17 protein-coding genes are annotated in these 18879 nt (G+C 41.6%); 13 read left to right on the top strand and 4 right to left on the bottom strand.

All coding sequences use genetic code 11. The features are described from left to right. On the bottom strand, positions 1 to 554 hold a 554-nt coding region (locus NG798_RS09330; RefSeq protein WP_261222168.1), incomplete at its 3' end, for a recombinase family protein. A gap of 190 nt (positions 555 to 744) precedes the next feature. Between NG798_RS09330 and NG798_RS09325 the strand changes: the two genes are divergently transcribed. The 11 genes from NG798_RS09325 (at position 745) to NG798_RS09275 (ending at position 10016) form a co-directional block, all read left to right on the top strand. Next, positions 745 to 1539: a hypothetical protein gene (locus NG798_RS09325; RefSeq protein WP_261222167.1), complete on the top strand. Its 795-nt coding sequence runs from the start codon at positions 745 to 747 to the stop codon at positions 1537 to 1539. A gap of 135 nt (positions 1540 to 1674) precedes the next feature. Continuing rightward, positions 1675 to 4209 carry a hypothetical protein gene (locus NG798_RS09320; RefSeq protein WP_261222166.1) on the top strand — a complete coding sequence of 845 codons (2535 nt, stop codon included), beginning with the start codon at positions 1675 to 1677 and terminating at the stop codon, positions 4207 to 4209. Positions 4210 to 4218: 9 nt separating this feature from the next. Then, positions 4219 to 5058: a hypothetical protein gene (locus tag NG798_RS09315; protein ID WP_261222165.1), complete on the top strand. Its 840-nt coding sequence runs from the start codon at positions 4219 to 4221 to the stop codon at positions 5056 to 5058. A 98-nt stretch (positions 5059 to 5156) separates the two neighbouring features. After that, positions 5157 to 5804, top strand: a complete 648-nt coding sequence (locus NG798_RS09310) for a hypothetical protein (RefSeq protein ID WP_261222164.1) — start codon at positions 5157 to 5159, stop codon at positions 5802 to 5804. Further along, positions 5804 to 6031, top strand: coding sequence for a hypothetical protein (locus tag NG798_RS09305; RefSeq protein WP_261222163.1), 228 nt, complete (start codon positions 5804 to 5806; stop codon positions 6029 to 6031). The genes NG798_RS09310 and NG798_RS09305 overlap by 1 nt, the downstream gene beginning before the upstream one ends. Then, positions 5997 to 6452: a hypothetical protein gene (locus NG798_RS09300; protein WP_261222162.1), complete on the top strand. Its 456-nt coding sequence runs from the start codon at positions 5997 to 5999 to the stop codon at positions 6450 to 6452. Before NG798_RS09305 ends, NG798_RS09300 begins: the two co-directional genes overlap by 35 nt. Further along, on the top strand, positions 6449 to 6685 hold the full coding sequence (locus NG798_RS09295; RefSeq protein WP_261222161.1) for a hypothetical protein: 237 nt from the start codon (positions 6449 to 6451) through the stop codon (positions 6683 to 6685). The genes NG798_RS09300 and NG798_RS09295 overlap by 4 nt, the downstream gene beginning before the upstream one ends. After that, complete coding sequence (locus tag NG798_RS09290) at positions 6685 to 7347, top strand: hypothetical protein (protein ID WP_261222160.1); 663 nt, start codon at positions 6685 to 6687, stop codon at positions 7345 to 7347. Before NG798_RS09295 ends, NG798_RS09290 begins: the two co-directional genes overlap by 1 nt. Before the next feature lie 5 nt (positions 7348 to 7352). After that, positions 7353 to 7781 carry a hypothetical protein gene (locus tag NG798_RS09285; RefSeq protein ID WP_261222158.1) on the top strand — a complete coding sequence of 143 codons (429 nt, stop codon included), beginning with the start codon at positions 7353 to 7355 and terminating at the stop codon, positions 7779 to 7781. Between the two features lie 47 nt (positions 7782 to 7828). After that, entirely contained in the window at positions 7829 to 7990 is a 162-nt protein-coding gene (locus NG798_RS09280; protein ID WP_261222156.1) for a hypothetical protein, read from the top strand. A gap of 658 nt (positions 7991 to 8648) precedes the next feature. Beyond that, entirely contained in the window at positions 8649 to 10016 is a 1368-nt protein-coding gene (locus tag NG798_RS09275) for a cell wall metabolism sensor histidine kinase WalK (protein WP_261222153.1), read from the top strand. A 174-nt stretch (positions 10017 to 10190) separates the two neighbouring features. On the opposite strand, the gene NG798_RS09270 is transcribed toward NG798_RS09275, so the two are convergent. From NG798_RS09270 to NG798_RS09260, 3 genes are all read right to left on the bottom strand, one after another. Then, positions 10191 to 10457: a hypothetical protein gene (locus NG798_RS09270; protein ID WP_261222152.1), complete on the bottom strand. Its 267-nt coding sequence runs from the start codon at positions 10455 to 10457 to the stop codon at positions 10191 to 10193. Between the two features lie 112 nt (positions 10458 to 10569). Next, on the bottom strand, positions 10570 to 11226 hold the full coding sequence (locus tag NG798_RS09265; RefSeq protein ID WP_261222151.1) for a DUF4157 domain-containing protein: 657 nt from the start codon (positions 11224 to 11226) through the stop codon (positions 10570 to 10572). A gap of 180 nt (positions 11227 to 11406) precedes the next feature. Beyond that, the gene (locus NG798_RS09260) at positions 11407 to 12039 is read right to left on the bottom strand and encodes a sigma factor-like helix-turn-helix DNA-binding protein (RefSeq protein ID WP_261222150.1); all 633 of its coding nucleotides are present in this window, start codon (positions 12037 to 12039) and stop codon (positions 11407 to 11409) included. A 360-nt stretch (positions 12040 to 12399) separates the two neighbouring features. On the opposite strand from NG798_RS09260, the gene NG798_RS09255 reads away from it, so the two are divergent. Next, a complete protein-coding gene (locus NG798_RS09255) occupies positions 12400 to 12975 on the top strand; it encodes a glyoxalase-like domain protein (protein WP_261222183.1) in 576 nt (191 codons plus the stop codon). 349 nt (positions 12976 to 13324) lie between these two features. Beyond that, positions 13325 to 18685 (top strand): PAS domain S-box protein, encoded by a 5361-nt coding sequence (locus NG798_RS09250; RefSeq protein ID WP_261222148.1) that lies wholly within the window; start codon positions 13325 to 13327, stop codon positions 18683 to 18685. The last annotated feature ends 194 nt before the right edge of the window (positions 18686 to 18879 follow it).

Genomic DNA, 18879 nt, shown 5'->3' with positions numbered 1-18879 from the left:
CGGTTGTTTCTTTTTAAATAAGTGTAGACAGACGTCCGACTAAGACCAAACGCCTCAGCAATCTCACTGATAGAATTTTCAGGATTGGCAAGCATCGCAAGCAAACCTTTCTCTTGTTGGGGGGAAAGTTTTCGCGGACGCCCGCCAAACCTACCCCGTGCCCTAGCCGCTGCAAGACCGGCATTTGTCCGCTCAATCAAGTTGCCTCGCTCCAATTCTGCGAACGCCGTCAACATGGCAAGAAAAAATTTCTCCGTAGGGGTGCCGGTGCCTCCACCCTCTGTTATTGAAGACAGAAAACAGCCCTTAGCCTCAATCTCATCAACAAAAGCCAGCACGCCTCTACTGTTTCGCCCTATCCTGTCAATCTTCCAAATTATCAACCTATCACCCTCTCTGAGGTAAGCCAGCGCCGCGTCTAAACCAGGGCGATCCATCTTTGAGCCGGTCATCTCATCTGTAAAAATCTTCTCACAGCCGGCCTTGTTGAGAGCGTCTAACTGCAAGTGGAGGTTTTGGTCATTTGTTGAAACGCGAGCATAACCAATATTCATACAAAAAAGGGGTGTTTTTTAGACTTTGATTATCAGATGGCTTTATTTACAATTTTGCCCTAACAAAACCCGCAAAACTAACGACTGTTCAAAAAGTGTGAAATACGGTCGTTTTGTGACGCACCCCTATTAATTATGAATGCGAAACTTTATAAAGAACAGACTCTTATTAAAGCCTTTGGGGGTTAGTATGCCATTAGAGCCGGTCTTTTTAAATAGAAATCTAAGCCCTGAGATTACCTCCATCAATCAAGAGGTTTTGCTTTATACTCCATCAATTAAAGACAGCATCCCATTAGAGGGCTATTTGTTTGATATGAGGCTGTTCGCAAAGCTTCCTAGCATTCAAGAGTTAAAGTTTGCCAAACCGGCACCTACAGAACAAAAGCCCTATTATTCCGAAACGGAAATCGAGCAATATCAATACAATTTAGTTTCCGAAAACTTCCCTCACAAACTTTTAGAAATTTATTTTAGTGAAGGGTTGAATGGAGAGAAAAAATATAAGTTTTCCGTGCCGCTATTTCATCGAAAACCACATCAAGAAGTAAACTTATTAGAGATATTAACAAACAATCCGAGCCTTATGGTTCAAAACGGCACTCACATCTGGGGTAAGTGTTCATTAAGTGCCGATGATTCAATATCATTTTTTATGGCTGCTTATGAAGAAGGCTATCAGCAATTTTCAGATATTGCTAACTTGGTAGAGTACAGAAGTCTTGTAACCCTTACTGCGAACCAACCTCACACCTTTAGCCTACCAGACAATACGCAAGCCTATTCCTTTAAATGTAGAGGGGCCGGTGGTGAAATTGTCGCCCCGATAAAATGGGCTTGGAGCCTGAATGATTTATCAGATAATTTATTTGATTATTTACCCGCTCACTCAGAAGAACACTCAGCAATTTACCCCACAAAATCAAAACAGTTATTTTTTCAGTCTGACACGACAGTAACCCTTTTAGTAAAAACATGGCGGTAAAATATGAGGAACCACCCCGTTAGAAACCCGCCACCGCTTAGGGGTAACAATGTAATACAATTCCCCAAAAACAACTCGCCAAACGTTGTTAATTTTCCCAAGAGACCCCCATCTAAACCTTATGTAGGTAACGGGATGTTTGGAGGGAAAGGTGCCGGCCTTTCTTGGCAACAAAGAATGGCTCAACAGTATGGCGGTAAAAATCCCGGTTTTGGCTCTCAGCCCGCGTCTACCTATGCCCAACAAGCCAAAATAGCAGAACAAGCCGCACGCAATAGGGAGTTAGGAAAAGGGATAACTTGGCAACCTTGGAAAAACCCAAAAACGCCTTTATCTAGCCCAATGAAAGGCCCGCCACCGGGGTTAAAACCGGGAATTACAGGCGCTTCTACTTCTGTGGGAAAAGGTGTAATAGCAAAAACCGCTTTAGGCGCTGCCGGTAAAATTTCCAGCGCTATCACCGCCTTTCAAGTTGGCTGGGGAATAGGGAAAGCGATCCTTAACTGGATAGACCCAACAATTATTAGAGATTCTCAACTAGACGGGCCGGTAAGTTTAGAGAAAGAATTAGATCGTCCCATTGAAAAAGATGGAGGCGAGAGAGAGACTCCCCTACCACCGGCACCGGCACCTGGACAGCCTTACCCACCGGGGTCTGGTTCGATAACTTCAAGTGTTGAAATAAGCGGAATATCAGCAAGCGGTTTTGTTCACTTGAGTTATCCTAACGGGTCACAAAACGATGGTGTAGGGGCTGGCTGTGTTTATAACATATTTGTGGGTTATTTTCCCTATCATTTGCACCTTCAAATAGACAGCCAATATACGACTACTGTAGAGCCGATACAGATAAAAAGGTATGGCAGTGTATGGATGCCCAACAATCCAGGGCAACACCTAAATAGAAGTTCGGGGCAATATTGGAGTTGGTTAAATCAATGGTATGTAGAGTACGACATGGGACAATTACTCACTTTCTCTGCTACCAGCGTTTTAACAATAAAAAAACTTGACTTCAAAGGACAAGACGCGACGTTAAAAAATCCGTTATATGCAGCTAGTAACAATGATCCTTATTCTCCTCAACAATTTTTATGGTGGAATGGGTTCCGATGGGTAAACGTGACTTTTCGCCCTATTCCAGCCATCTCAAGATTTGTGCGTTATGTGATACCGGATGAGCCTCTAGTTTTTCCAGATTACTCTTATCCTTCACATGAAATAAATGGAGATGACCCTTTTAAACAAAGATGGAAAAAAACAGATACTTGGAACACCCCACAAAGAGAGGATGAAGAAATGCCCTGTGATTTGTCGCCAATTATGCAACAGCTTCAACAACAGAAAGGTCAAATTACGACTTTACAAAATACTGTTAATAATATCTCTCTCAATAGTTCAAGCATTCAAAATATAAACGCAAACACTACTACCGTCGTGAATAATGCCATTAGTAGTATTAACAGCAATACTTCTAGTGCAGTAAATACGGCTACCAATAGCATCAATACAAACACTGTAAGCGCTGTAAATACGGCTACCAATAGCATCAATACAAACACTGTAAACGCAGTAAATACGGCTACCAATGCCATCAATACAAACACTGTAAGCGCTGTAAATACGGCTACAAACGCAATTAATACCAATACCGTTAGCACTGTAAACACGGCTGCAAATGCAATTAATAGTAATACCGTTAGCACTGTAAACACGGCTGCAAATGCAATTAATAGTAATACCGTTAGCACTGTAAACACGGCTGCAAGCGCAATTAATAGTAATATTGCAAGCCTCTCAGCTAAATTGTCTCAAGTTGCCGACGATATTTTAATAGGAGTAAAAAACGGTTTTGCAGCTTTAGAAGCATGGCTAAGGCCCGCTTTAAACCTGCTAGATGAAGCTGTGAAAGCTGTAAAGGAATCACTGACAAAATTGTCAGAGGTAGTAGGAAAGTTTTTAAAATGGATACAGTTTGATAGAGTGTTAAATTTACTAATTCTAGTTAGCACAATTCATAACGCAGCCATGTTATCAAATCAATTAGGCTCATCATTAATAAGCATGGCTAATAGTTTGCTTACTGCCGGCGGTAATGCTCTGGGGTTAAGAGGAGTAGAGGATGAACCTATCGACATAGGGCCGGCTGTTAGTGGTGCTTTTAATGGCCTTGTTGACGGGTTTATTGGTAAAGAGACTAATTCAGAATTGAAGAAACAATGGAATAAATACAACAGAATTTATCAGGCGGCGGCTAACTTGTTAGGAAGTATTCAAAGTTTGAATCAATCAATTCTCAGCGCGTTGGAAATAGTCGGCGGAAAAGTTGCACGCATCGGAAATGCTCTTAAAAAGTGGGGAGAAGTTTCGGAGTCTGCTTTTAATTGGATGAACCCTCAACCATTCTTTAGTAATCCGTTTAGTAGGTTCGCTGAAAAATCCCAGCAGGGAGTAGAAACTACCGACCAAGTAGCGCAAGAGGTTATTTCATCTCAGCAACAAGTTTCTCAGATACAAAAAGAAATTGACGACTTTAAAGAGTTGCTTGATAAAGAGGAAAAAACCGGAATACCGGCACCAACGCCCGCCAAAACAACGGCTACAGAAACAGAAGCCAAAACCAATAGCACAGCCGGTGCAACACCTTTGTTAATTAGTGAAAAACCATAAGAGGTACAAATGGCAATACCTGATAATTTTTCGCCTTTTGAGCATCTGCAAGATTTACTCAGAAAATTTGAAAACAAAAAGGTTTTAAAATATTTCCGCAATGTAGATGTAGACAACGACTTAAATTTAAACATTCCCGAAACAAATCTAAAGTATGCTTGCACGCATCAAGACAAAGATACAGCAAGCATGACAATCATGCGTATTTTGCTGTTTCACTTTTTAATAAACAGTGAGTCAACTTTTCAAGATGAACATCCGCCGATTTTAGGTATTCCGGCGGCTGATTCTGGAATAATTCACAGACCGCAAGTAAAGCTGTTTTTCTTAGAAGACTCAGCAGATGTAGATGATGGTTTTTCGCCGCTATGGTTAGAGTGTTCTTTTCGATTAAATGACGAAACATCCGAGACAATGACAGAAGCAAAAGCAGGGATACTAGCGAAGAAAATAGAACAGATTTTCGGTGCGAACGGTGGTTATATATTCAAAAAAGGTAAAGAAAAGTATCTTTACCTAGACAAAGAGGAGGGGTACGATTTTAGGCTGCTCGCACGTTCTGAAACAGATGCTAGAAACTTGATAGAAAAAGTTTTGTTAATTAGAAACCATGTAATTAAACCAGCGATTCTTGACAAAATGAATCGTGATGATGAGATGACTGCATTTCCCACCGTTCCGCCTAAAAAGTTAGTTTTTGGCAAGCAACGAAACGCTAAGCGAAAAAGACCGATAGCAGATGTTAGGTTTGCTTACGCAATTCTGCATATAGACGGGCTTGTTAACCCGGTACAGCTTTATAGCAGGTTGACCGGTAAAGTTTTTGAGCCGGCCGGTGAGAACGTATGATCACTCGTCGGACAAGTTTAACTTGTCTGATAATCTTTAAAATCTCAAAACTGTTGGTAGTGTTGGATTGTAAGAACAATTAACAAGACTTTGAATTTATGGCACGATTTACCGATATTGAGCGCGCGGCAGAATTACAAGCAGCAAAAACCGCTTTAGAAGCATGGCGAGCACTAACAAGAGAAGCCAAGCAAACAGCATTTAGGGGAAAAATGAATGGCGGACGAGTCGTTACAGATCGGATTGACGGATATATCAAGCCCTTTGGGGTAGCAGCAGCTGCTAATACTGTTTTGAAATGTCAAATATTAGGCCCTAACGCTCCCTCTATTACGGGCGGAACAGCAGGAGTTCAAAAAGAAACGGCGACAGAAATGGTAGGGTTAATTATTGCGGCTTTAGGTAGTCGAGCAAGAACGACTGTAAACGGTCTAACAACTCCACCCGCCGGGACTGAAGTGTGGACGGCAATTGCTGCCAACAAATTTAAGTTTGCTAAAGTGTTGCTTAAAAATAAAGACGCAACGGGAACCCAGCAAACTAGCCGGTTTACAAACATTAGCTACACCAGTTACCCGTCTCAGTCAGTAAGCGCGCCGTTTGGTCAAGAGGCCGGCAGTGCAATAGAAACTTTTGAAGCCGCTTCAACTGCAATCAAAGGTAATGCCGGCTTAAATACATGGGTTACAGCAGCAAATACCACTCGCTCTTTGAAAGTTATTCCCCAACTTACTAGCTTGAGCTAATGGAAGATTTTACAACATTAATCATTCCTGAAATTAACGGTGATAATTGGCATAATTTCAACAAAATTGTTACTAGCGGGTTAACTCTTGCGGCAATGTTAGAAAACCCGCTAAACAATCAAAGCGTAGATGACTGTATGGACGCTTTAAGCGACGCCGGTTTTGACCCTAGAGTTTATTTAACAGAGGCTTATGACCTTGCCTTGGGGTTCCTCTCTCATTCTTGAGAATTCTAATTTAACTTGGAATTTAGCAAGACGAATCACTTTAGCTTCTCAAACATTTTTAGGGTCGGATGGTATAGAGCGCTTTCAGCCTATACCATCGCAGACAGGCTTATCACCCAGTTCTGTTTTTTTGGTTGGTACGTCATGCACTCAAAGCGAGGGAAAAAATTGGAACTGGGGGGGCACTTTTAACGTTTATTCCTCTTTCTTCCCAGACTCTCAAACAACCTTCACTGGTGCCGGTTTAATTTACCGCCAATTTTTGAAGATTAACAACCTCAACTTTATAGTGGCCCCAAAAATAGAGGGGGTGAATCAATATATGTGGGAAATTCAAGTTCCTAAGTATTTTAAAGATATAACCCTTGAAGTCTTCTGGCATGACGGCCAAATTTCAAACTCGCTCGAAATAAAACCATGAGTCTCACACCAGATGAATATGTAAATCTACGGCTTGATAAATTGGAGAAACACGATGCGATAACCGCTGAGAAAGCCTATCAAAACGAGCGCCGAATAGATGATTTTAAAAGTGTTGTTAGTTCCCAGCTTTCAGCAATTAACACAAAACTTGAGTTTTTAACGTGGGCATTTTTTACCATTGGTGCGGGTTTGCTTGCTGTAGTTTTGGACATTATTTTTAAGAGGAAATAATGACGAGTATTTATTCTCTAGTACCAGTAAATGACGCAAACAGCACGTTAACAACAATCAATACAAATATTGATGGGTTAGAAACTGCGGTAGGCACGCCGGCAGATGTAGCAAACGCCGCCGGCTCTTTACTTGCGCGCTTAGGTGCAATTGCGGCTCTTGTTGATGGTTTGGAAGCTGCAATCGGAACAACCGGCGACGCTGCAAGCAGCACCGGCTCTTTACTTGCGCGCTTAGGTGCAATTGCCGGTTTTGTAGATCAGTTGGAAGGATTCACAGATGGTATTGAGAGTGTTTTGGGCACGGCAGCGGCAACGCCGGCGGCAAACACAATCAATGCAAACTTATTGCGAGCCGTTCGCGCCGCGTCCGGTGCATCTAGGACGGTAACGCCGCCAAGTGCTCAAACAACTGTACCTATTTCGACAGAAGGCGCGGCGGCAACCCTTGCATCTGAAACAACTGCTGTCGATTGGCGACGGGTGAGTATTTATAATAATGGCACTGTACCCGTTTTTATTTGTTTGGGTGGTAATGCGACCACAAGTTTATACTCTTTCCCCCTACCACCGGGGAACTTTGCTATCCCAGAAACTCTGGGATTGGTAACCGCTATTTCTAGCGGCGCGGCAACAACTGTATTAGTTACGGTGGAGAGCTAATCTTTATGCAGATAATTGATTTAAACCAGAAAAAAGTGCCAACGTGGGAAGAAATATCAAATAAACCCGCAACTTACCCACCGGCAACGCATGATCACTACACGAGCCAATGGACAAGCCCCGCTTATAACACTGGATGGAGCGCCGGCCCAAACCCTCTAGCTTTAAGACGTAGCACTACTGGGGTGTTTATTTGTGGTGCTGCCAAAATAACTTTTCAGGCGGGAATGGGGCAATTTTCCCCCATATTTACACTACCTATTAATTGGCGACCATCTGCCACGCGCTACGCACCCATTATTGTGAATTATCCAAATACGGTTAATAATTCTTTTGCTCAATTTTTCGCGACTGGAGAGTGTTATACTTTTCTCCCCGCGTTAACTTCTGGAACTGAAATCAATGTTTGGTTTGAGAATTTTCTTGCACTTTAACTTTCTGTTAATTTTGATGTTTTACTGAAATTTATTTATAGACAACCATGCACCCAACCAAACTCGAATTAACCAACGAAATCATCAAACAGATAAGCACTCTCGGCAATGAAGCTTGCCTAGTGTTGATTAAGCGAGCAGTTGAAGCGGAACTTGCTATCGTATCTGAGTGTGTAGTACCGGATGAGTTATTTGATGACCTAGAGTAAGCGCGGGTTGATATCTCGACTTCTGGGAGAATCAATTGGCCCACCGGCACTCATTCGACAAACATTTATTCTTGTTGGGGATTTCATTAAGTAGAATCCCTAATTTACTTTCGTCTGCTATTACCATATTTTTTTAAGATTGTCAATGTAAGTATTTTTACTCAGGTTTTTACCTCGTGAGAGACCAACTTCTTAAGCGGACTCACTTCGACTTAGGGAAAACGAGGTTTTAAGGGTTTTGGCACAAAAAAAACGGCAAAGCCGCGTTTACAGAAATTTTTGGTAAAAAATATAAAATTCTACATTTAATAATTAAGTAACCACAAAGCACAAAATTTGTCAACCCCTTAATCGCTCGTGGCCGTAATTGATAATTATTTGCAATAATTAGGAAAAATTTTGCCAAAATTGATAGAAAAATTAGATAGGAAAGAAGAAAGGGTAAAAGCCAGACTTATCAAAAGCTCGTTTATAGTAGGGTTTGTCCGCCTTGCGGGAAAAAACAGCTAGAGAGAAACTTTATGAGACTTAAAAACCGGTTTCTTTGAAAAAGGGTGTTTTTTTGCCAGAATATGAAAACGGGAAATAACGACAGAAAAAAAAAGGTTGATTGAGTTTTGGCTTATAACATTGAGAAGCGAATAATTACAAGGTTTTTATGTTTCAAACCACACGCCGGCGTTTAGCCCTTTGGTACACAGCCGTGACGGCTGTATTGCTGTTGTTATTTGCCACCGGCGTATATTTATACGTCCGAACCACCTTGATTGAAAGGATAGACGACACCTTAAACCACGTTGTGGAAGTGGTAGAACGTTCTCTCGTTATTGAACCGTTGAATGCGGGAAGGGCAGAGCAAGGAAAACTGCGAATAAATATAGAAGCAAGTTTTCGAGACAATACCCAAACTTTAGAAGACGACCACATCGACTTAGAATGGTTTAGTCCCACCGGCGATTTATTGTGGACAACTTTAGCGGTTGCCGGTACAAGTGAACTGTATCCAAATCGGGCGGGAAAAACAGTACAACTTCCCAACGGACAACTGCTGCGGCAAGTTACAGAACGAATCGAAATCAACCGGCAAGTTTTAGGATATTTAAGAGCCAGTCATCCTTGGTTTGAAGTTACAAAACCCAGCCGGCAGTTAATTGCTGACCTCAGCATCGGCATTAGTTTAATGGTGATTTCAGTAGCTTTTATTGGCTGGTTATTATCGGGGTTGGCGATAGAGCCGGTGCGAGAATCGTACCAAAGACTCAAACAATTTACCGCCGACGCCTCCCACGAATTGAGAAACCCGATAGCGATTATCCAAACTAATGTTCAAGTTGCTTTATCTGACCCAGAAATTGACAGCCAAAACCGGCAACAATGGCAAATTATCGAACGGCTGACGCGAAGATTAGGCCGGCTTGTGGATGACTTGCTGTTTTTAGCCAGACAAGACAGCGGGAATATTAATCAAACGCGGGAAGAAGTTCCGCTTGATGCTTTACTGATGGAAGTGATCGAAGAACAACTGCTCAGCGCTAAGGAAAAAAACGTCAATTTACATTTGGATATTAAAGACCCGCCGCTACTAATCCTTAATAAGCTGCAAATTGCTAATCTGCCGGGAAATGCCTTCATCGTAAAAGGAGATTGGGATCAACTGGCGAGACTTTTTACGAATTTAGTAAATAATGCCCTGCAACATACTCCTGCCGGTGGAAAAATTTTGATTGAATTGGAAAGTACCCCGGCCAGAAACAGCAATAATCTTTACCTGCACATCAAAATTACAGACACCGGCACCGGCATTCCTTCGGAAGCTTTGCCCCATTTATTCAATCGCTTTTACCGAGCCGATCCTGCCCGCAGCCATAGCAGTGCGGCTGGTTCTGGGTTAGGATTAGCTATAGCCGGTGCGATAGTCGAAAATCATCACGGACAAATTCGCATCGAAAGCCAACTTAAAAAAGGCACTACTGTTAGCGTTATTCTTCCCAGCACTAAATTTGATGAAACCTGGTTAAATGTCTAATTGTTAGTAATTTAAGCGAGTTTGATTTTTTTGATAACGTCTCAAACTCAATTGCTGTCAAGCTTTGCTAAATTTCAATTTACCTAAAAATCAAAATCCAGAGTTTTTAAAAACCCTGGATTTCAAGCTTTTGAGGAAATAAAACTTTTTGGGTGTCTGGGTTAAAAAAATCAATTACACCGGCAAGTTATAACTTCCTGCTAAACCCAAACAACTGACACACCGGCATCCCAAAGTGTCGCCCGAATGATCGGCAGCCACCCAAACACTGAGCAAAGAGCCGCGAACCTGACTGAGATTGTTAACGGGCGGAATTTTTTTAACAGAAACATCAATACGGTGGGGAGTGGCCGGTGTGGCAGCAAAAGCCGGTGTTGCAGCAAAAGCCACCAGCCAAGCAAAAACCAAAGCAACCACCACAGAAAAGAGCGAACGTTTCATACTAAATAACCCAAAGAACAAAACACAACGGCAATACAAAAATAGAAACAAAACCCTTGATGAGAGTTCCCGCAAGCCCCCTGGCTATCAGCCCATATTATATCGCTAAAGGCTACTGTTGGGGATAACGAGCCCTTTGCTGAATTAACCAGATAGCAAAGATCCGTTCAAACTTAAAAGCTTCTTGTTCCATGCGATTATGTTTATAAACTTGCCCAGCCCGTTCATATTCTTTAAAATACTGATAGCCAAACTTATCTAAACTCCCCAACTCGTGATACTGGCGCACATGAACTAATTCATGGGCGAGTAAAATAAGCTGCCGGTCATCGCGGGGTTTGTAGGGGCCGCTAATATAAATTTTGTTACCATAAACTTGAGCGTTAGACTTGCTCAAATCGACGCGAAAGCTGGCAGCCACCCATTCATCGGGTAGAGTAGCATTATAAATCACATCAACTTGATCTACCAAATCGCCAAAATGAGGGCGGAGATAGTATTTTTGCCAATCATCGAGTTTTCTGCTTTTGGTATTATTGGCAGCCATCCACTGCGCTGCTGCTTGGTAGCCACCGGCACCCACATTACCCCAAGCAGACTCAGAAAACTTTTTTGGAACTTTGGGGTTTGGAGTTAGGGTGAGGCTTTCGAGGGAGTAGTCTTTTTCAACTTCGCTGTTTTTGTTGGCGAGGGGATAGTAAACCCCCAAGACAAAAACCGATAAGCTAATTAAGACACTTCCTATCCAAATTTTTCGCAATTTTTGCATGATTTGACATCTACAATCTTTTTTTCATTCCTAACGTCAAGTTGTCGAGATTGTCGGCAATAATTGGGGGAAGCTAAGGTTTTTAGCAGTGGAAAATAAACCGCATCCTCTAGCAGATATAACTTGAAATTGGTTCTTTGTTTAGCTGCCATTAAAGTTGAGAAAAAAAAATTCTTTTGTTTAGATAACCCCCACCGGTTGGTCTAAATATATTGTATGAATATCAGCAGGTAAGGTATCTTGAATACGCCTACAACCGTCTTCCAACAACTGCCGTACTTCAGCCGGAGAAATTTCTTCTCCTTCGGCTTGTAGGTAAGCGGCAATGCGAGATTCACTCCAGCCAAAGGTTTGAGACATTAAAACAATAATCCGCTGCAAAGGGGGAAGTAAATCAAGGGCTTGCTGTAAATAACACCACAACGGGGGCGAAGCAATTTCGACATTATATTGAATAGATTCCACCGGCGGTAAGTCCATGCCATTGACGCAGACAGCCGTCGTATTAATTAACCAATTTTGCAGCGTCAAAACCGAACCCCCAGGCTCATCAGAAACGCGTAAATCTAAAGAGCCAAATTCATAAAAAATATGCCGCCAAGTCTTAGCGTAGAGGTATTCTGCTTGCACCGGCGACTTACAAGCTTGAGAAATTAACATATAGACAATTGGACTGTACCGGCAAAAAATCGCTGTAAAATACTTTCCTTGCTCCGGGTGACGCTGAAATAAGGTCAGCAAGTCAGCATCGCTGAAATGAAAAAGCGATTTAATGATCGGGTGGTTGCTTTCTGGTAAATTAGGTGTTCGCACAATACAACCCTACTCCTAGACTTTGAGTTTAAAGTAACTATAACTTTTATTCTGTCCTAAAAATAGCGGTGCTAGAGCAAGGTGCTGATGCCTTTGCAAATTCTGTCGCCTACCCCCCTACGCCCCTGCCCTCAAGATGGGAGGGAAAAAACAAAGGAGAAACCTTTCGCCTGTTAGATTTTGGAGATAAGGCGGGGTGAGGTTTTATTAAAATAGCCCAAGACTCTGAAAAATCATTTTATCCGCGCATCGCAACCCACCGAGTTGATAGAATCGTCATAGGTGCTATGGTTATGTCCGAATAACCTTCACACACCCACACACCGGCAGCCGGTTGAATTCTTCATCCCCCATTGCTACATGGTTCTAACAGTTTTCTTCGCTCCTGTTTTCAGTCCCATTTTGGCATCGTTTCCCCTAGACACTCTTTTTTCCACTCAGGGGATTATGGTCATGCTCCTCGCTGCCTATGCAGGGGCAATGTGGATGTTTTTGACAAGCGCCCCAAAAGTGTACACCGTTATGGTGTCTGACCTTGAACTTGCTCGTCAGTTTTATGAAGGCTTGCTGGATCTGCCGGTGGCTGATGTTCCCTTGCATTATTATTACAACTACGAACAAACTCTCAGCACCAATGGCCTTGATCCATTTTATATGTCAGCGGCCAACGTCAGCCCCACAACTAAAACCAGTACGCCCGATGGCTTGTGGTATCAACTCCAAAAAAACACCCAATTGCATATTATCTCCGGCGCAAGTCCTGGTCAAAAAGACCGCCAGCGTCATGTTTGCTTTGATAATGAATGTTTAGAACGTTTGCTGCTGCGCGTCCAAACACGCGGAGTCAAGTATAAAATCCGCCGCGAAAAGCCCCTCAACTTTTTGGTTAAAGATATCGACGGACGGGTAATCGAGATGTCGGAAGTGTCTAACTAAGAAAACTCCTGCAAATTTCTATTTTTTAACAAGTTTCGGCTAATTACGTCTCAAAAGAGAATTAATTAGCCGATTTTATTTGATAAGCTGTCAAGCAACAAAAATTATCCTTTGCTCAGGCAGAGAAACCGGGTTTTCAAGATAACCTTTATGATTAGAGAAAACCTAGAACCTACTCTGACATAACAATGCTTGAATCAACTTACTTTATTTTCGCTGCCAGAAAAATTTGTATTAAACTATAGCTAGGTTGGTTAGAAAAAGAAAAAATCACGAATCCCTAAAATTGAGTGTGAAAGCTTTTAACCAAAAGCTCTGAGCAAAAGATTTTCAACAAAAAGCATTGACTATGAACAACCGCGCCGGCTTTACTCCAAACGAGCCTTTGAAAAGTTCAGAAACTAACTTAACTTCAACCGCTGATACTTGCCAACAATTGCAAACGGAACTTCACCACTACCGACTGCTTTATGAAAAGCTTAGCAGTATTTACTTTACCCTTGATGCGAGGGGAATAATTCTCTCAATTAACCCTAAAGGATCTCAACGTCTAGGATACACCCCAGAGCAATTAGTTAACCGCTCAATTTTTAACTTGATTCATCCAAACTGCCGGCCAGTTTTTCAACATAACTTTAGCCTTAGTAGCCGGTGTTTACCTATCCCCGCTACCTGGGAAGCTCAACTGCAAACCAGCGAAGGCAATTTTTTGTGGGTGAGTGTAGTTGTTGAAAGTGCCGGTGAGCCAGACTTGCGTGTAATTTATATGGTTTGTGAAGATATAACCACCACAAAACAAACCGCAATTGATTTACAAGAATCCGTTGCCCTTCAAAGACTGGTTTTTCGAGAAATTTCCGATACAATTTTTATCACCGATGATCAGGGAAAATTCACCTTTATTTGCCCGAATCTTGAAACAATTTTTAACTACTTTTCTCAAGAGAAATGCGAAATTTTAGAAGTTTCTGATTTGTTGGGAAGAGATTTTTTTAAAAATTTTATTATTCCATTTATTGCTGAAAAAGAAATTGAAGTAATTCACAATATCGAACATAGCATTACTGATACAGAAGGCATTTTACATACATTACTGGTTACAATAAAACGAGTAAATATCAGACAGGGAACCCTCCTTTATACCTGCCGAGATATCACCTCAAATAAAAAAGCAGAAACCGCTCTGCGGCAAAATCAAGCCTTATTACATAACGTTTTAAATAGCCTTCCCGTCGGAGTTTGGATAGCCGATAAAGAAGGGAATGTGCAGATTAATTTGGCCATTCAAAATATTTGGGATTTTCCCGAAAGCTTAAGACAGTCGCGTTTAAAACTGGCTGAAACTGATTGCTCTTTAAAATTAGCAACTTGCCAGATAAACGAGGATAAAAATTCCCCATTTCTGGGGTGGTGGCTAGACACAAATAAACGCCTAAAACCGGAAGAATGGCCTTTAGTAAAAGCCTTTAACAACGGCGAAAAAACTCTCAATAAATTAGTGAACATTCAAAGTTTTACCGGCCAAAGAAAAACCCTGCTAATTTCCGCCGTTCCTTTGCAAAGCGAACAAGGAGAAAACATAGGGGCGATTTCTATTAATCAAGATGTAACTCAACATCGACTAGTGGAAAATGCGCTTTGGGAAAATCAGCGTTTAATTCAACAAATTTCTGAAGCAACACCGACAATTTTATACATTTATGACGTAATCAAACAGGAAAATATTTATGCAAATGGTCAAATTAATAAGATACTCGGTTATTCTCCTGAAGAAGTACAAACAATGAGAAATAACTTTTTTGCCCTGCTTCTTCATCCCGAAGACCGGCAAAAACTTTATGAAAATATGGCGCGATTAAACTATGCTAAAGATGGAGAAATTGTCGAGACAGAATATCGGCTAAGGGCAAAAAATGGGGAATGGCGCTGGTTATACAGTCGAGATACAGTTTTTCGGCGAAATTCCGAAGATAAACCCCAACAAACTCTCGGTACGGCTATGGATATTACCCGGCGCAAACAAGTTGAACAAGAACTCCACCGCTATCAACATCACCTAGAGCAATTAGTAACAGAAAGAACAGCAAAACTAAAAGCAACAAACCAGCGATTACAGCAAGAAATTTCTGAGCGAAAACAAGCCGAACTTGCCTTAAAAGAAAGTCAACATTTTATCGAAAAAATCACTGATACCAACCCAGCAATTTTATATGTCTATGATCTTGTAGAAAAAAAGAATATTTATATCAATTCTTTTGTCATCCAATCTCTCGGTTATTCTCCTCAAGAAATCCAAGAAATGGGAGAAAATCTCCTCAAAAACTTACTGCATCCTGATGATTATGCACAACAAAAGGCTTGGTATAAACCAGAAATAAGTATCAGAAATGGAGACATTTTCTCGATTGAATTCCGCATGAGACATAAAAGCGGAGAATGGCGCTATTTTCAAGCCAATGAAACCTTATTTAATCGCACCCCAGAAGGTAAACCAAAACAAATCCTTGGCTGCGCCAGCGACATCACAGAAAGAGTGCGAGTTCAAGATAAACTACAATGGCAAGAAGCAGTATTGCGAGCAATGGCTGGCGCGTCTCCCTTGGCGTTTTATGTGGTAGATCATCAAAGTGATGAAATTTTGTATTTTAATCGCCGGTTTTGCGAAATTTGGGGACTTACTCATTTAGAAGAATCCCTAAAACAAGGCGAATTTAAAAGCCAAGAAATTTTAAAGATGTGTAAGCCACTGGTAATAAATGAAGCAACCTTTAAAAATCAACGAAAATATTTAAAAGGGTTAGAAACCAGCCCATTGTTAGAAGATGAACTCTCGCTTAAAGACGGACGAATGATCCGGCGAATTTCCAGTTTAGTTTGTGACGAAAACCGAAATTACATAGGCTGGCTGTCTATTTTTGAAGATATTACCCAACGCAAACAAGCAGAAGAAGCTGTTCGTTACCAAGAGCGAAAATTCCGCACTCTCGCAGAAAATACCCCCGATATTATCAGCCGACTTGACAGGAAACTGCACTACCTTTATATCAACCCAGCCATAGAAAAAGCCACCGGCTTATTACCAGAAACTTTTCTTGGCAAAACCAAACAGGAAGTAGGAATGCCAGAACAATTAATCGAAATTTGGCAACAAGCAAGCGAACAAGTATTTGAAACCGGCACAGAAAAAACCATTGAATTTAGCTTTGCTTCCCCCACCGGCATCCGTCACTATCAAACCCATATTGTCCCTGAATTTGACACAGATAAAAGCGAGAATGTCGTTTCAATTTTAGCCATTAGCCGCGACATTACCCTGCTCAAACAAACCCAACATTCTCTACAAATTGCCCAAGCACGTTTAGAACACTTAGTCAATACCAGTCCAGCCGTCATTTATTCTGCACCTTTATCCGATCAGATGGGGGCGAACTTTATCACCAATAATATCTCTGCTGTGATTGGCTATGATGCCGAAGAATTACGCCAAAATTCTCAATTTTGGATAGATAATCTCCACCCAGAAGACCAGGCCGGTGTCTTCAAAGAACTACCTCGACTTTTTGAGCAAGGCTATTTGTCTTTAGAATATCGTTTTCGCCACAAAGACGGCAACTATCGCTGGGTGTATGACAAAATGCAGCTTGTTTATGACAGCGCCGGCCACCCCATAGAAGCCGTTGGATCTTGGATAGATATCACCGACCGCAAACAAGCAGAAGAGCAATTAATTTGGCTTTCTCAAGCCGTTGAAAGCGCCTCTGATGCAATTACTATTAGCAATCTAAATGCTCGCTGTATCTATAGCAACCGGGCTTTTTTAGAAATGTTTGGCTACAATTTTTCGCAACTCAACACCAGCGGAGGAGCAAAAATTCTCTTTGCTTCTCAAAGTGTTGCCGAAGAAGTATTTAACAGTTTGATGCGAGGAGATAGCTGGATGGGCGAAGTGCAAATGCACAAACCCGACGGCAAAGTTTTCCATACTTTACTGCGAGCTTATGCCATCAAAGATAGCACCCACAAACCGGTCGGTTTAGTCTTTATCCACACCGATATTAGCGAACGTAGACAAGCCATCGCTGCCTTGCAAGAAAGAGAAGTCCGCTTTCGCACCCTCGCTGAAACTGTCTCCGCCGCGATTTTTATTAGCCAAGGCACCCAACTACGCTATGTCAACTCCGCCGCCGAAACTCTCACCGGCTATACTCGTGAAGAATTACTGCTGGGCGGCACAAACCTAATACATCCAAAGTTTGCGAAATTAATTCGTCGCCGCTTTCGCGCTGGAATGAATAATCCTTTTTTGCATCAAAAAGGTAAAAAAGTTGCCAGTCGCTATGAATTTAAACATACCACAAAAACCGGCCAAGAACGCTGGGCAGAGTTTTCAATGGCTTTAATGGAATATGATGGTAATATTGCTGTTTTATCGGCAGCTTTTGATATTACAGACCGCAAAATTGCCCAAAAATCTCTGGAATATCGAGCGGTTTTTCTACAATTAATTAGTGATATTTCTACGCATTTTCTGAATTTGTCAGCAACCGAAATTGACACCGGCATTCAGCAAACTCTCCACGCTTTGGCTGAGTTTATAGCCGTAGACCGCACAATGGTATTTTTCTTTAGCGAAGATGGTCACACGATGAGTAATACCCATGAATGGTGTGGTCCGGGTATTGAACCTCAAATTCATCAACGGCAAAATTTATCCCTGGATGTGTTTGCATATACGGCGGAAATTTTAAAAAAAGATGAGCCGGTGCAAATTTCTTCTCTTGCTGATTTTCCCGAAAGTGCGACAGCAGAAAAACAGCAATTTGAAGAAGGCGGTTATCAAGCGTTATTACGAGTGCCACTTTCTGCCGGTGGGGAAGTGGTGGGAAGTATTGGTTGTGATCGAATTCGGATTAATAAAAACTGGACAGAACATGATATTACTCTCTTAAAAATCGTCGGAGAAATTATTGTAAGTGCCCTTGATAGACGCCGATTTGAAGCCGCTTTGCAACAACACGCTGGCGAGTTAGCGCGTTCTAATGCCGAGTTAGAGCAATTTGCCTATATTGCTTCCCACGATCTTCAAGAACCTTTGCGTGCAGTTATGAGTTACACTCAATTATTGGCTCGTCGCTATCAAGATCAACTTGATGAAAAGGCAAATGAGTTTATTTATTTTGCTGTTGATGGCGCAACGCGAATGCAAGTTTTAATTCAAGATTTGTTGGCTTATTCGCGGGTAGGAACAAAGGGAAAAGCTCTGGTGCCGGTGGATGGTAATGCTGTTCTGGATCAGGCTTTGGCTAATCTTCAAATAGCAATTAACGAAAGTAATGCAACAATTATTCGTCCAGAGTTACCGATTGTTTTGGGAGACAGTACCCAACTGGTACAACTGTTTCAAAATTTAATCGGCAATTCCATTAAATACCGCAGTTCAAAACTTCCTGTTATTGAAATTCAAGTTCAATCGCAAGAAAGCGACTGGTTGTTTTTAGTGCGCGATAATGGCATTGGTTTTGATGCAAAATATCGGGAACGGGTGTTTTTAATCTTTCAGCGCTTGCATACCCGCGAAGAATATGCCGGTACGGGTATTGGTTTGGCAGTTTGTAAAAAAATTGTAGAACGTCATGGAGGAAAAATTTGGGTTGATTCGAGTGTTGGGATGGGGTCAACGTTTTATTTTACAATTCCTCAGAGCCGCTAGAATGTTGCTTTGTGGGGCAACTAAATCAGGCAAAAAACCTCTTTCTTTCACCCCCCTCCCCTTTGAGAGGAAAAGGAGAAAACTCCGCCTTCGCTTCTAGGGAAGAGGGGATAAGGTTCTTGACAACTGTTTCGCTTTCCAAAAAAAATTTCCCTGGCTTTTAAGTTATCCAAATCTGGGCATAAATTTAAAAC

Origin of the sequence: Ancylothrix sp. D3o, from assembly GCF_025370775.1 — a bacterium.
Lineage (GTDB): Bacteria > Cyanobacteriota > Cyanobacteriia > Cyanobacteriales > Oscillatoriaceae > Ancylothrix.
This window is presented reverse-complemented; position numbering and strand designations above follow the sequence as displayed.